11 protein-coding genes are annotated in these 15,485 nt (G+C 63.1%); 10 read left to right on the top strand and 1 reads right to left on the bottom strand.

The window, feature by feature from the left end; translation table 11 throughout:
* Nucleotides 1-8: 8 nt before the first annotated feature.
* Entirely contained in the window at nt 9-197 is a 189-nt protein-coding gene (locus tag N4Q37_RS13605; RefSeq protein WP_260958518.1) for a hypothetical protein, read from the bottom strand.
* 244 nt (nt 198-441) lie between these two features.
* Here N4Q37_RS13605 and N4Q37_RS13600 point away from each other — a divergent pair, with 244 nt between their 5' ends.
* From N4Q37_RS13600 to N4Q37_RS13555, 10 genes are all read left to right on the top strand, one after another.
* Nucleotides 442-888, top strand: a complete 447-nt coding sequence (locus N4Q37_RS13600; protein WP_260958517.1) for a DUF411 domain-containing protein — start codon at nt 442-444, stop codon at nt 886-888.
* Between the two features lie 74 nt (nt 889-962).
* A complete protein-coding gene (locus N4Q37_RS13595; RefSeq protein ID WP_260958516.1) occupies nt 963-1,925 on the top strand; it encodes a D-2-hydroxyacid dehydrogenase family protein in 963 nt (320 codons plus the stop codon).
* Between the two features lie 544 nt (nt 1,926-2,469).
* Nucleotides 2,470-4,041, top strand: a complete 1,572-nt coding sequence (gene glgA / locus N4Q37_RS13590; RefSeq protein ID WP_260958515.1) for a glycogen synthase GlgA — start codon at nt 2,470-2,472, stop codon at nt 4,039-4,041.
* 7 nt (nt 4,042-4,048) lie between these two features.
* Nucleotides 4,049-5,851 (top strand): malto-oligosyltrehalose trehalohydrolase, encoded by a 1,803-nt coding sequence (gene treZ, locus N4Q37_RS13585; protein WP_260958514.1) that lies wholly within the window; start codon nt 4,049-4,051, stop codon nt 5,849-5,851.
* Entirely contained in the window at nt 5,848-7,926 is a 2,079-nt protein-coding gene (gene malQ, locus N4Q37_RS13580; RefSeq protein ID WP_260958513.1) for a 4-alpha-glucanotransferase, read from the top strand. Before treZ ends, malQ begins: the two co-directional genes overlap by 4 nt.
* A complete protein-coding gene (locus N4Q37_RS13575; protein WP_260958512.1) occupies nt 7,923-10,709 on the top strand; it encodes a malto-oligosyltrehalose synthase in 2,787 nt (928 codons plus the stop codon). Before malQ ends, N4Q37_RS13575 begins: the two co-directional genes overlap by 4 nt.
* Before the next feature lie 19 nt (nt 10,710-10,728).
* Nucleotides 10,729-11,064 carry a DUF2934 domain-containing protein gene (locus tag N4Q37_RS13570; protein ID WP_260958511.1) on the top strand — a complete coding sequence of 112 codons (336 nt, stop codon included), beginning with the start codon at nt 10,729-10,731 and terminating at the stop codon, nt 11,062-11,064.
* A 183-nt stretch (nt 11,065-11,247) separates the two neighbouring features.
* Nucleotides 11,248-13,407: a glycogen debranching protein GlgX gene (gene glgX / locus N4Q37_RS13565; protein WP_260958510.1), complete on the top strand. Its 2,160-nt coding sequence runs from the start codon at nt 11,248-11,250 to the stop codon at nt 13,405-13,407.
* Nucleotides 13,408-13,661: 254 nt separating this feature from the next.
* Nucleotides 13,662-14,426, top strand: coding sequence for a PIG-L deacetylase family protein (locus N4Q37_RS13560; protein ID WP_260958509.1), 765 nt, complete (start codon nt 13,662-13,664; stop codon nt 14,424-14,426).
* Nucleotides 14,427-14,547: 121 nt separating this feature from the next.
* Nucleotides 14,548-15,369, top strand: a complete 822-nt coding sequence (locus N4Q37_RS13555) for an endonuclease/exonuclease/phosphatase family protein (protein WP_390897924.1) — start codon at nt 14,548-14,550, stop codon at nt 15,367-15,369.
* The last annotated feature ends 116 nt before the right edge of the window (nt 15,370-15,485 follow it).

The raw sequence follows: 15,485 nt of genomic DNA, 5'->3' as shown, positions 1-15,485 counted from the left end.
CGAGACGGTCAGGGCTTGACCTTGCGCCGCATCACGCCGTTGAGCACCACCACGATGACCGCCACGGCAATGGCGATGTACTGGAACAGCTTCTCGCTGATCATGCCCTGGCCCTGCATCCAGGACAGCCCCAGCATGATCGCCAGCACGACGAGGACGATCAGGATCGAGTATTTCAAACGTTGCGAATGGGTCATTGCCAATTTCCTGAATGTTGCGTTCTGAATCCGCACGCCGTCCGTAGGCTCTGTGCGAAAAGTCTTGAGACGACGGGAAGCGAGCGGCTTGCCATGGTACAACCGAAGACGCCTGCCCGCACACCGACATCGAGCGCCCCCGCCGAAACCTGACAAGGCTGTAATCCATCCCTCAGCCACCTGTCAGCTCGCACCCGCTAACCTGTTATCCTCCCGCCCAACCGTTCTACACGAGACTGCCCACATGGCTAATCCCCTGCACCTGCTCGCCCTGAGCGCCCTGTTCGTCACCACTCTGGTCCAGGCCAGCGAGCCGGTCACCCTTGACGTGCACCGCGACGCCAATTGCGGCTGTTGCAAGAAGTGGATCGCGCACTTGCAAGCCAATGGCTTCAAGGTCAACGACCACGTCGAGACCGACATGAGTTCGGTCAAGCAACGCCTGGGCGTAGCGCCGAACCTGCGCTCCTGCCACACCGCCGAGATCAATGGCAAATTCGTCGAGGGCCACGTGCCTGCCGACCAGGTGCTGGCATTGAGCAAGCGCAATGACTTGCTCGGCGTCGCGGCACCCGGCATGCCCATGGGTTCGCCCGGCATGGAGATGGACGACATGAGCGATGCGTACCAGGTCATCGGCCAGAAGCCGGACGGTAGCCAGACCGTGGTGGCCGATTACCCGGCCCGTTGACGTAGCAAGCAGATCGTCCGACTCAAGGCCCTACTGGCTTGGCTGAACAAATCCATTCCCTGACGAGGTGATCCATGGCGGTGCAGATAGCAGTCCTCGACGATTGGCAGAACGTGGCGCGGGACGTGGTGGACTGGTCGGTGCTCGACGGCATCGGCCCAGTGACGTTCCTCCATGACTATCCCGATAGCTCCGAGGTTCTTGCCGAGCGCTTGCAGCCGTTCGAGGTGATCTGCGTGATGCGTGAACGCACGGTGTTCGACGAGCGCCTGCTACGTCGCCTGCCCAATCTCAAGCTGCTGTTGACCGGGGGAATGCGCAATGCCGCCTTGGACCTGGCGACCGCTGCCGAACTGGGGATCCAGGTGTGCGGCACCGAAAGCTACAAGCACGCCGCCCCCGAGCTGACCTGGGCGCTGGTCATGGCGCTGACCCGCAACCTGGTGCAGGAAGCCAATGCCCTGCGCGCCGGAGCGTGGCAACAAGGCCTGGGCGGCGACCTGCACGGCAAGACCCTGGCGATTCTCGGGCTGGGCAGCATCGGCCGCCGGGTCGCGCAGTTCGGCCAGGTGTTCGGCATGCGAGTGATTGCCTGGAGCGAGAACCTTACCGCCGAGCGAGCAGCCGAAGCGGGCGTGACCTATGTCAGCAAGCAGGCGCTGTTCGAGCAGGCCGATATCCTGTCGATCCACCTGGTGCTCAGCGAACGCACCCGGGGCCTGGTGGACGCCCAGGCGCTGGGCTGGATGAAAACCGAAGCGCTGCTGGTCAACACCGCCCGCGGACCGATCGTCGACGAAGCGGCGCTGATCGACGCCCTTTGCCATAAGCGCCTGGCCGGTGCCGCCCTGGATGTATTCGCCCAGGAACCCTTGCCACCGAACCATCCATTTCGCACCCTGAACAACGTACTGGGCACGCCTCACGTCGGTTACGTCAGCCAACAGAACTACCAGCAGTTCTATGCCCAGATGATCGAAGACCTGCTGGCCTGGGCCAAGGGCCAGCCGATCCGTTTGCTGACTCCGCCTGCCTGATTCCTGCCCCCACCCGGGCAGCACACATCCTGTCTGGCTTCAGTGCCCAAATCGTCAGTGAACCGCATCCTCATCCAGCACCACAATAGTGCACCCCGTCATCACATCGCGCACACCAATAGAACAGCCCCCTCGTCGTACAGCATTTTTGTTTCAACTCCATGCATTTCGTCGGCGCATATCTCCCCTTTCCATGTAAGACATTGCCGACAAAAACCGCGATTGTCCGACAATGCGACGAAGCGTGCCGCACCGCTCTATGTTCTGTCCTAGACTGGCTCTCCGGGGGGAAAACCGACCGGTCACTCCGATGAAAAAAAGTCGAAACTTTTCGCAACGGCGACGGGTCAGGTTAGAGGTAGGGCATCGGTGGCTGGTGCAGTCCTTGCAAGTCCATGCAGCAGCCCTTTCAGCTGATTCGCTTCGTCGCATAGGGCAGCGTTTTGCTCTCCTTGCGTAGTGTTTGTGCGCCTGGCCGCAGGATTCGGCCAATGAAACAACAGCTCTGGCGCTTGCCGGAAACCGATCGAAACAGGAGCCATTTATGATCAGTGCTGCCTTGGAACTACAGCAAGTCCGTTCTCAACTACCGCTGGCGGCCGAATCGCCGACGACACCGGTACTGTCCACCGGAGGCAAGGCACTGCTCCCTGTCGTTCGACAGAATCCCAATCGCAAGAAAATCCTCTTCGTGACCTCGGAAATCGCCGACCTGGTGAAGACCGGAGGCCTGGGCGACGTTTCCTCCGCCCTGCCCCGGGCCATGGCCAGCCTGCATGATGTCAGGGTCTTGATCCCTGGCTATCCGCAGGTCATGAACAGCGGCAACCCGATCCACATCATCGGCGAACTGGGCGGCCACGCGGCGTTGCCGCCGTGCAAGATCGGGCGCATGGACATGGCCGACGGCCTGGTCATCTACGTGTTGATCTGCCCGGAACTGTTTGCCCGCGAAGGTTCGCCGTACGGCGCCAACAACGGGCGCGACTGGCCCGACAACCACATCCGCTTCGCCCGACTGGGCCTGGCCGCCGCCGACATTGCCGCCAACCTGGCGCAGATCCACTGGTGCCCGGACCTGGTCCATGCCCACGACTGGCCGGCCGGACTGGCGCCCGCCTACATGCACTGGCGCGGACAACGCACCCCGACCCTGTTCACCATCCACAACCTGGCGTACCAGGGCGTGGTGAGCCTGGCGTCGTGCCCGGAGCTGGGGATTCCCGAACACGCCCTGCAACAGGAAGGCATGGAGTTCTACGGCAAATTGTCGTTCCTCAAGGCTGGCATGGCCTACTCCAGCCACATCACCACCGTCAGCGCCACCTACGCCCAGGAAATCACCACGCCGGCCTTCGGCTGCGGGCTCGACGGTTTCCTCGCATCCAAGACCCAGCAAGGCTTGCTCAGCGGCATTCCCAACGGCATCGACGAAAGCTGGGATTCGGCCACCGACTCGCACCTGTTGCACAACTTCGCCATCGGCGACTGGGAAGGCAAAGCGGTCAACGCCGCCCATGTGCGCAACCTGTTTGGCCTGGATGAATCCACCGGCCCGCTGTTCGCCGTGGTGTCGCGCCTGGTGTACCAGAAAGGCCTGGACCTGACCGAAGCCGTCGCGGAGTTCATCGTTGAGTCTGGCGGCCAGATCGCCATCATCGGTCGCGGCGAACCCGAAGAAGAACAGGCAATGCGTGAGCTGGCCCTGCGCTTTCCCGGTCGGATCGGCGTGCGCATCGGCTTCAACGAAACCGATGCGCGGCGGATGTTCGCCGGCAGTGATTTCCTGTTGATGCCATCGCGCTACGAGCCCTGCGGCTTGAGCCAGATGTATGCCCAGCGCTTCGGCTCGCTGCCGGTGGCGCGCAACACCGGCGGGCTGGCGGACACCATTGAGGACGGCATCACCGGTTTCCTCTTCGATGAATCCACCGTGGAGAGCTACAAGCAGGCGCTGAGCCGGGCCTTCAAGGTCTTCGAGTTCCCCGGCCTGCTCAACGCCATGCGCTGCCGGGCCATGTCGGCACCGTTCAACTGGTGCCAGGCCGTGGAACCCTACGCCGAACTCTACGAACAGCTGGTGGCCAAGTCACTGGGTAAATCGGCCAGACCATGAGGTAACGATGTCATCAAGGACACCAGATACATGGACCCATGGCGCGGTCATGCTCGATGCCGAGCATACGCGCTTCGCTCTCTGGGCCCCGGATGCCTTTTTTGTCAGTGTCGAACTCGACACAGGGGATTCAATCCCGCTACTGCCCCAAGCCGATGGCTGGTTCGTGATCCAGACCCGCTGCCCCGCCGGCACCCGCTACCGCTATAACATCGATGGCGAAGTGGAGGTGCCCGACCCGGCCTCCCGCGCCCAGGCCGGCGACATCGATCGCCAGAGCGTGGTGGTCGATCCTCACGCGTACCCATGGCGCCACACCCGCTGGTCCGGACGCCCGTGGTACGAAGCGGTGATCTACGAGCTGCACGTCGGCACCCTTGGCGGCTTCGAGGGGGTCGAGCAACAACTGGCGCGCCTGGCCGGGCTGGGTGTCACCGCTATCGAGCTGATGCCATTGGCGCAGTTTCCCGGCGATCGCAACTGGGGTTACGACGGCGTCCTACCCTACGCGCCCCAGGCTTCCTACGGTACGCCGGAACAGCTCAAGCACCTGATCGACAGTGCCCATGGCCACGGACTGTCGGTGATCCTCGACGTGGTCTACAACCACTTCGGCCCCGACGGCAATTACCTGCACCGCTATGCCAAAGGCTTCTTCCGCGAAGACAAGCACACGCCCTGGGGCGCGGCGATCGACTTCCGGCGCCGCGAAGTGCGGGACTTCTTCATCGACAATGCGCTCATGTGGCTGCTGGAATACCGCTTCGACGGCCTGCGCCTGGACGCCGTGCACGCCATCGAAGACCCGGATTTTCTCCAGGAACTGGCGGCCAGGATCCGTGAACAGGTCGATCCCACCCGACATGTCTGGCTGACTGTGGAAAACGAGCACAACCAGGCCAGCCTGCTGGAGCACGGTTACGACGCCCAGTGGAACGACGACGGCCACAACGCGTTGCACGTGCTGCTGACCGGCGAGACGGACGCCTATTACGCCGACTATGCCGAACAGCCCACCGAACAACTGGCGCGCTGTCTCAGCCAGGGCTTCGTGTTCCAGGGGCACATCAATCGCCACGGCCAGCCCCGGGGCGAACCCAGCGGCCATCTGCCGCCCAGCGCCTTCGTGCTGTTCTTGCAGAACCATGACCAGATTGGCAACCGGGCCCTGGGCGAGCGCCTGCACCAACTCGCTCCGACCCAGGCGCTGCAGGCAGCGACGGTGTTGTTGCTGTTGTCGCCGATGATTCCGCTGCTGTTCATGGGCGATGAGTTCAGCGCCAGGCAACCCTTCCTGTTCTTTACCAGCCACCACGGCGAGCTGGCCGAACGGGTGCGCGAAGGCCGGCGTAACGAGTTCAAGGCATTCCGTGCATTCGCCGACCCTGAAAAACGCCGGGCAATTCCCGACCCCAACGCCGCCAGTACCTTCGAGGCCTCGCGTCCGAGCCTGCAAGTGCAGCAACCGGAGCAGTTGGACACTGAGGCGTTGTATCGCCACCTGCTGAAAATCCGCCGGGAAGACATCGTCCCGCGCCTGCCCGGCGCTCACGCCTTGGGCGCCGAGGTGCTGGGCCACGGCGCGGTCAGTGCACGCTGGCAACTGGGCGATGGCAGCGTGTTGCGCATCGACCTGAACCTCAGCGACCAGACCGTCGAGCACACCTCCGCGGAAGACGCACGCATTCTTTTCGAACATCCGGAACAGGTCACGGGTCTGTTGCAAAAGGGGATCCTGACGCCCTACAGCGTGCTGGTCAGCCTGACGCAAGCGACCATCTTGCCCAACATCATCGGAGAGCGCCCATGAGCGACGCGCAACTGGAAGTCCTGGCCAGCCAGGCGGGCCTGGCGGTTGACTGGATCGACGCCAACGGTCGGCCCCAGAAGGTCTCGCCAGCCGTGTTGCGCGCAGTCCTCATGGCCCTTGGCCACCCAGCCGGGACGGCGCAGGAAATCGACGCCAGCCTGTTGCAGTTGCAGCAAGCCCGACAGAACCATCGGCTGCCGCCCCTGCTCACCGTCGATGCCGGGGCGAGCCTGGACCTGAGCCGCTATTTCGACGCCACGACAGCGTGCGAAATCAAGCTCGAAGACGGTGCGACGCTGCACCTCAACCTCGATGACAGCGCCAGGCTGCCGGGGATGATCCCGGTGGGGTACCAGCACGTGCGTATCCAGGACCAGCATTTCACCCTGGCCGTCGCACCGGCCCGTTGCTACAGCGTGGCCGATGCCGTGGACGATCCGACACCCCGTGCCTGGGGCTTCAGCGCGCAGTTGTACGCGCTTCGCCGCCCCGGCGACGGCGGTTTCGGTGACACCCTGGCCCTGGAAGACCTGGCCCGGGTGGCCGGCGAACGCGGCGCCGACGCTATCGCCATCAGCCCGATGCACGCCATGTTCAGCAGCGATACCGGCCGATACAGCCCGTACTCACCGTCCAGCCGACTGTTTCTCAATAGCCTGTACGCCGCGCCCGGCGCCATCCTCGGCGAGCGTGCCCTGCGCGCCGCCATCGACGCTACCGGCCTGTCCCCGCAACTGCGCCACCTGGAAGACCAGCCGCTGGTGGATTGGCCAGTGGCGGCCCAGGCCAAGCAGAAGATCCTGCGAGCGTTGTACGACGGTTTCAGCCAGGGCGCCCATCCCTTGCACGAAGACTTCGCCAGCTTCCGCCATGCCGGCGGCGAGGCCCTGGAAAACCATTGCCGCTTCGAAGCCCTGCAAGCCGAACGCGCCGCCTGCGGTGAAAGCCTTGACTGGCGCCAATGGCCCGAAGCCTGGCGCGACCCGCGCAGCGCGGTGCTGGCGCATTTCGCCGAGGAAAATGCCGACGAAATCGGGTATTTCGCGTTCTGCCAATGGCTCATCGCCCGTTGCCTGGAGCGCGCCCAGAGCGCGGCCAAGTCCAGCGGCATGGGCATCGGCCTGATTGCTGACCTCGCGGTGGGTGCCGACGGCGCCGGCAGCCAGGCCTGGAGTCGGCAGGATGAACTGCTCGCGTCGCTGACCGTGGGCGCCCCGCCAGACATTCTCAACCGTTCCGGCCAGGGCTGGGGGATCTCGGCGTTTTCCCCGGAAGGCCTGGTACGCAACGGTTTTCGCGCCTTCATTGAAATGCTGCGGGCCAACTTCGCCCATGCCGGCGGCTTGCGCATCGATCATGTCATGGGACTGCAACGGCTCTGGGTCATCCCCAACGACGCCTCGCCCAGCGATGGCGCCTATTTGTATTATCCGCTGGACGACCTGCTGCGCCTGCTGGCCCTGGAGTCCCACCGCCACCAGGCGATCGTGCTCGGCGAGGACCTCGGCACGGTGCCCGACGGCCTGCGGGAAAAACTCTGCGCCCGCTCGATCCTGGGCATGCGCGTGTTGTTGTTCGAACAGGACAATACCCATTTCAAGCCGATCCTCGACTGGCCGGACAGCGCCCTGGCCACCACCAGTACCCACGACCTGCCGACGCTCAATGGCTGGTGGCATGGTCACGATATCGACTGGAACGCCCGACTCGACCTGATCGACTCCCATACGGAAATGGACTGGCGCAAACACCGTGAACGTGAACGCGAAGGCCTGCGCGCGGTGTTGAACCAGGATCCGCAGAACTTTCGCGAGGAGCACCGCGAAACCGACCAGGTGCTCGACGCCAGCGTGCGCTTCCTCGGCCACACCCGGGCACCGCTGGTGTTGTTGCCGCTCGAAGATGCCCTGGGCATCGAGGAGCAGGCGAACTTGCCCGGCACCATCGACACCCACCCCAACTGGCGCCGCCGCCTCGCGCATGAAAGCCAGGTGCTGCTGGATGACCCGGACGCCGCCCGGCGCCTGGAAATACTCGCCTGTGCGAGGCTTCAGGCGAACGAGCGTGACCGATGACACCGACGTTTAACCCACCCCTTCGGGCGACACTGCGCTTGCAGTTCCACAAAGGCTTCACCCTGGACGATGCCATCGCCCTGGTGCCGTACTTCGCCTCGCTGGGTATCAGCCATGTCTATGCCTCACCGCTGCTCAAGGCGCGGGCCGGCTCCCTGCACGGCTACGACGTGGTCGACCCGACCCAGGTCAACCCGGAGCTGGGCGGTGAACCGGCGCTCGGGCGCCTGGTTGCCACTCTGCGCGAACACCGGATGGGCCTGATCCTCGACATCGTCTCCAACCACATGGCGGTGGGCGGCAATGACAACCCTTGGTGGCTGGACTTGCTGGAATGGGGGCGCTTGAGCCCTTATGGCGAATTCTTCGACATCCAGTGGCACTCCCCCGACCCGCTGATGGAAGGCCAACTGCTGCTGCCATTCCTCGGCAGCGACTATGGCGTGGCGTTGCAGGAAGGCACCTTGCAACTGCGCTTCGACGCCAGCCAGGGCCGCTTCCATGTCGAGCACTACGAACACCACTTCCCCATCTGCCCGATGCATTACGGCGAACTGCTGCGGCCGGTCGAGACCCTGCCCGCCGAACAGGCCGAAACCCTCAAGACGCTGGCCGAGCGCTTCACCACGCTCAATTACCAGACCGACGCCCACACCCTCGCCCGCCCGCTGCAAACGGAACTGAGCGAGCTGGCGGCCGACGGCGACATCCTCGCCGCCATCGAGGACAACCTGCGTGGCTACGACGCCACCCAACCCCAAGGGTTCGAGCGCCTGCATCAGTTGCTGGAACGCCAGAGCTACCGACTCGCCAGCTGGCGTACGGCGGCGGACGACATCAACTGGCGACGTTTTTTCGATGTCAACGAACTGGGTGCCCTGCGGGTCGAGCGACCGACGGTGTTCGAAGCCACCCACGCCAAGATCTTCCAACTGATCGACCAAGGGTGGGTGGACGGACTGCGGATCGACCACATCGACGGCCTGGCCGACCCGCGCGGTTACTGTCGCAAATTGCGCAGACGTGTCGATTCGCTGTCGCCGTCGCGACACTTGCCGATCTTCGTCGAGAAAATTCTCGGCGAGGGCGAGACCTTGCGCCGGGACTGGAACATCGATGGCAGCACTGGCTATGAATTCATGAACCAGATCTCGCTGTTGCAACATGAGCCCGACGGCGGCGCGGCCCTTGCAGAGTTCTGGGCGCGCCACAGCGAGCGCCCCGCGCATTTCCTCGAAGAAGCTCGCCTGGCCCGCCAGCAGATCCTCGCCGGCTCCCTGGCCGGCGATTTCGAAAGCGTCGCCCAGGCCTTGCTGCAAGTGGCCCGGGACGATGTCATGACCCGCGACCTGACCCTGGGCGCCATTCGCCGGGCCTTGCAGGCGTTGATCGAGCACTTCCCGGTGTATCGCACCTACATCACGCCCCTGGGGCGCAGCGCCGAAGATGAGGTGGTTTTCCAGCAAGCGCTCGAAGGTGCCCGGCAAACCCTCAGCGAAGCCGACTGGCCGGTGCTCGACTGCCTGGCCGGCTGGCTGGGCGGGTTACCCTGGCGCCGACGCCCTCGGGGCAGCCAGCGCAAGCGTTTGCGCCATGCCTGCGTGCGCTTCCAGCAATTGACCTCGCCGACCGCCGCCAAGGCCGTGGAAGACACGGCGCTCTATCGCTCGGCGGTACTGCTGTCGCGCAACGATGTGGGGTTCAACACCGAATGCTTCAGCGCCGCGCAGCAGGCATTTCACGATGCCTGTGGGCAACGGCTGGCTCATTTCCCCGATAACCTGGTAACCACGGCCACCCACGACCACAAGCGTGGTGAAGACACCCGTGCCCGCCTGGCGGTGCTCAGCGAGCGCGCCGATTGGTACATCGCCTGCGTGGAACAATGGCGCATCCTGTCCCCTTCGCTGCACAGCGATCCGGCGGCGCCCTCGGCCGGCGATGAACTGATCCTGTACCAGGCCCTGCTCGGCAGTTGGCCATTGGACCTCGATCTCCAGGACCCCGAAGCCCTCGCCGAGTACAACGAGCGCCTGTGGCAATGGCAGTGCAAGGCCCTGCGCGAAGCCAAGCTGCAAAGCAGTTGGGCGGCGGTCAACGACGCCTACGAACAAGCGACGCGGATGTTCCTTGAACGGCTGCTGCTGTGCGAGGAAGGCCTGCCGCTGCGCAGCGCTATTGCCGAGGCCGTCCAGGCGATCGCCCCGGCCGGTGCCCTCAATAGCCTGGCGCAAACTTTGCTGCGCATGACCGTACCCGGCGTGCCGGACCTGTATCAGGGCAACGAGTTCTGGGATTTCAGCCTGGTGGATCCGGACAACCGCCGACCGGTGGATTTCAAGACCCGCCGCGAAGCGATGCAGGCCGACGCCTGCGCGCCCGCCCTGGTCACTGCCTGGCGGGACGGACGGATCAAGCAGGCCTTGATCGCCAGGACATTGGCCTTGCGCGCCGAGTACCCACAGCTGTTCCGCCAGGGCAGCTACCAGCCGCTGCCAGTGGTCGGCGAGCAGGCTCACAGGGTCTTGGCCTTCATGCGTGAGCAGGGGCAACAACGGGCGGTGGTCATGGTGCCGGTCCATAGCGCCGCGCTGCTGGAAAACAGTGCCGTGCCACGGGTTCTGGCATCGGATTGGGGCGATACCCGCGTGTCGCTACCGCTCGCCGCCGAGGATGCAAAACTGAAGGGACTTTTTTCAAGCGAAGCAGTCACACCTCAAGGGGAGTTGATGGTCTGCACCGCACTGAGGGAGTTCCCGGTCAACGTCTTTATCCAACCTTGAGTCAGTCAGGAGCACAGCAATGAGTACCGACGATAAACGCATTCGCGAATTCGCCTATCAGATCTGGGAGTCCGAGGGTAAGCCCAGTGGGCAGGAAAAGCGCCACTGGGAAATGGCACGCAAGCTGGCCGAGGCCGAAGCGCTGGCCCCCAGCAAGCCCCCCAAGGCGGCGAGTAAAGCGGCGGCCAGCAAATTGGACGGTGCCAAGCCAGCGGCGGCGAGGAGCGCGGCGAAAAACACCGCGCCCAAGGTCAAACCTGCCGCCAAGCCTTCAGCGAGCGCCGCACAGGTGCCTTCGGCCAATAAAACCGCCGACAAGAAGCCCCGCGCCACACGCAAGCCGCCAGCGGTCTGAATCACCAGCATCCTCGGTCTCGAGCTAGGCTTTGTACGAAAAGTCGCTGATCGTCGCGCAGGCACTTTTCGTACAAAGCCTAACGCCTCTTAGTGGCGACGGGGTTATCCCCCTCGCCACTCGTTCAGGGCACAGCCCCCATGAATGACGCCGCTGTCTTTAGTCTGTTTTGCAGGAGCAACCATGACCCGTCCCAAAAAAAACACGCCGCCGCCCGTAATCGAGGCTTCGCGGATTCGTGAAGGGCTGCCTTTTCCTCTCGGTGCTACCTGGGATGGCCTTGGGGTCAATTTCGCGCTGTTCTCAGCCAATGCAACCAAGGTCGAACTGTGCATTTTCGACGATGCCGGCGAAGTCGAGATCGAACGCATCGAACTGCCGGAATACACCGACGAGATTTACCACGGCTACCTGCCTGACGCCCATCCGGGCCTGATCTATGGCTATCGGGTCCATGGCCCCTATGACCCGGAAAACGGCCATCGCTTCAACCCCAACAAGCTGCTGATCGACCCTTACGCCAAGCAATTGGTCGGTGAGCTGAAGTGGTCCGAAGCGCTGTTCGGCTACACCATCGGCCACCCCGACGGCGACCTCAGTTTCGATGAACGCGACAGCGCGCCGTTCGTGCCCAAGTGCAAGGTGATCGACCCGGCCCATACCTGGGGCCACGACCATCGCGTCAGCGTGCCATGGGACAAGACCATCCTTTATGAAACCCATGTGCGCGGCTTCAGCATGCGTCATCCCGCCGTGCCGCAGAACCTGCGCGGCACGTTCGCCGGGCTGATGGTCGACGACGTGCTCGAACACATCCGCAAGCTGGGCGTGTCATCGGTGGAACTCTTGCCCATCCACGCCTTCGTCAACGACCAGCACCTGTTGCACAAGGGCATGACCAACTACTGGGGCTATAACAGCATTGCCTTCTTTGCCCCGGACCCACGCTACCTGGCCAGTGGCAAGATCGCCGAGTTCAAGGAAATGGTCGCGCACCTGCACGACGCCAATCTCGAAGTCATCCTCGACGTGGTCTACAACCACACCGCCGAAGGCAATGAACAAGGTCCGACCCTGTCCATGCGGGGCATCGACAACGCCTCGTATTATCGGCTGTGGCCCGACGACAAACGCTACTACATCAACGATTCCGGCACCGGCAACACCCTGGACCTGAGTCACCCCTGCGTCTTGCAGATGGTCACCGACTCCCTGCGCTACTGGGCCACGGAGATGCACGTCGATGGTTTTCGCTTCGACCTGGCGACCATCCTGGGCCGTTACCACGACGGCTTCGACGAACGCCACAGCTTCCTCGTCGCCTGCCGCCAGGACCCGGTCTTGCGCCAGGTGAAAATGATCGCCGAGCCTTGGGACTGTGGCCCTGGCGGTTATCAGGTGGGGCGCTTTCCGCCGGGCTGGGTCGAATGGAACGATAAATTTCGTGACACCGTGCGTGCTTTCTGGAAAGGCGACGATGGCCAGTTGGCCGACTTCGCCAGCCGCATGACCGCGTCGGGCGAGATGTTCAACCAGCGCGGCCGTCGCCCATACGCCTCGGCGAATTTCGTGACGGCCCACGACGGTTTCACCCTGCACGACCTGGTGTCATACAACGACAAGCACAACGAAGCCAACGACGAAAACAACCAGGACGGCAGCAACAACAACCTGTCCTGGAACCACGGCGTCGAAGGCCCCACGGACGATCCGCAGATCAACGCCCTGCGGCACCGGCAGATGCGTAACTTCTTCGCCACCCTGCTGCTGGCCCAAGGCACCCCGATGATCGTCGCCGGCGACGAATTCGCCCGTACCCAGCACGGCAACAACAACGCCTATTGCCAGGACAGCGAAATCGGCTGGGTCAACTGGGACCTGAGCGAGGATGGCGAGGCCCTTCTCAAGTTCGTCAAGCGCCTGATCAGGCTGCGCCTGTCTTATCCGATCCTGCGGCGTGGGCGATTTTTGGTGGGCAATTACAACGAAGACATCGGCGTCAAGGACGTGACCTGGCTGGCCCCGGATGGTAACGAAATGACCACCGAGCAATGGCACGACCGCCACGGCCGCTGCCTGGGAATGCTGATGGACGGTCGCGCCCAGGAAACCGGTATCCGCCGCAAGGGCGGCGACGCCACGCTGTTGCTGGTGGTCAATGCGCACCATGACATCGTCAATTTCCTCCTGCCGCAGGTACCGGAAGGCAGTTTCTGGACCTGCATGATCGACACCAACCAGCCGGAGGTGCGCGGCCAGGAGCGCTTCGATTTCGATTCCGAATATTCCGTGACCGGCCGCTCACTGTTGTTGTTCGAGCTGCAACGTGAGGATGATGAATAACACTCCGGCGATAAACGGTCACCCCATGAAGAACCACAAGGACGTGATATTCCAGAGCAGATACGCTAAAAAAATGCAGTTCAGATACACATGTAACGCGACGAATCCCCCGCCATGGTCAATACTTCGGAGGCGGGCGACTCCAGGATCAGGAGCACCGCAGATCGCAGTCGTGCCGTTCGGATACCACCGGACAGTTTGTAGGATGCATGGCTGCCATGGCTGCAAGACTCAATATAACAAGGACGTCCCTGATGAAACCCGCCTCTCGCTTGCAAGGTCGCCTGCACCCTCAAATCTGGAACAGCTCGCCACAACTGGCCGACATTCCCATCATCAGTACCCAAACGCTCGTGCCGCCTGGCGCCCGTGCCGTCATCCTTTCCCCCCATCCTGGCGATGAGATCGGTGCTTGTGGCGGCCTGCTCCAACTGCTGGCCAACCTGGACCAACCGGTGCTGCTGATTTCAGTCACAGACGGCAGCATCAACCCTCCCGGCTCGCCGTTATGGACCGATGAACGCCAGCGAAACTTTCGTCCTCATCCCCAGGAAAGCGTGGATGCCCTGCATCGCCTGGGCCTGCCGACTAACGGCCTGCAATGGGTGCGTGGCGGCTTCCCGGAGAAGACCCTGGCCGACCATGAAACCGAGCTGGCCGCCTTCATTGCTCGTTACCTGCGCCCCGGTGATATCGTCTTCAGCACCTGGCGCAAGGACGGCGACAGTGATCACGAAACCGTCGGTCATGTCGGGGCCCAAGCGGCGGAGCACGTCGGGGCGCTGTTCCACGAGTTACCGGTGTGGGCCTGGCACTGGCCGGTTCGCGAACAGAATAAAATTCCCTGGCACCGTGCCCGCAAATTGCGCCTGGATGTCTGGACCACCGCCCGCAAACGCCACGCGATGCATGCCTACGCCAGCCAGCTCAACGGCGAACCCGCCAACGGTATCGCGCCGCTGGTGCCGCGGGTCATCCTGGATCGCATGGGCATGCCGTATGAGATTGTCTTTATCTGAACACCTGAAACCAGCCAATGCCTGTGGGAGCAAAGCGTTGCTCCCACAGGCATTCAGTACCGGCAGGGAACGAAAAAAAATCCGGAACTGCCGCCACCTCAGGTCAGTCGCATGAACAGGTATGTCTGATTCAGGAGTGAACGTGACTCGCGATCCCGACTGGCGAGCTGTCGAATCAGTGCCATTGGACCCACACGCGACGGTCCATCGGTTGCAGGTCCTGACGGTCAACACCCACAAGGGTTTCACCGCCCTCAACCGCCGCTTCATCCTCCCGGAATTGCGCGAAGCGGTGCGCACCACCGGTGCTGACCTGGTGTTCCTGCAGGAGGTGCTGGGTGAGCATGACCGTCACGCCTCGCGCTACGACAACTGGCCCCAGACCTCCCAATACGAATTCCTGGCCGACAGCATGTGGAGTGACTTCGCCTATGGTCGCAACGCCGTCTACCCCGATGGCCATCATGGCAACGCGCTCTTGTCCAAATACCCGATCCGCCAGTTCCGCAATCTCGACGTATCCATCACCGGCCCCGAGCGACGTGGCCTGCTGCATTGCGTTCTCGATGTGCCTGGCCATGCCGAAGTCCATGGCATCTGCGTACACCTGAGCCTGTTGGAGAGCCATCGCCAATTGCAGCTCAAGCTGCTCTGCCAACTGCTCGACTCACTTCCCGAAGACGCCCCGGTAATCATCGCCGGCGACTTCAATGACTGGCAGCTACGCGGCAATGCCACCCTCGCCCGTCGCCAATACCTGCACGAAGCCTTCGAGCATCACCACGGCCGGCCAGCGAGGACCTACCCGGCCCGCTTTCCCCTGCTGCGCCTGGACCGCATTTACCTGCGCAACGCCACCAGCCATGCCCCGCATATCCTGGGTAACAAACCCTGGACCCACCTGAGCGATCACCTACCTCTATCGGTGGAAGTGCGTCTGTAACTCCCCGCCAGCGTCCTCGCTACTGCACAACGACCTGTAAGTTCTGACAGTAGCGAGGCCCATTATTCATTGTTAGGGTGCCATTCCATACAGCGAGTGTTGCCAGGTCCTGTGTG

Origin of the sequence: Pseudomonas citri, assembly GCF_025336485.1 — a bacterium.
In the GTDB taxonomy this organism is placed as follows: Bacteria; Pseudomonadota; Gammaproteobacteria; order Pseudomonadales; family Pseudomonadaceae; genus Aquipseudomonas; species Aquipseudomonas citri.
The sequence above is the reverse complement of the archived record's forward strand: the minus strand, read 5'-3'. Positions and strand labels throughout refer to the sequence as shown.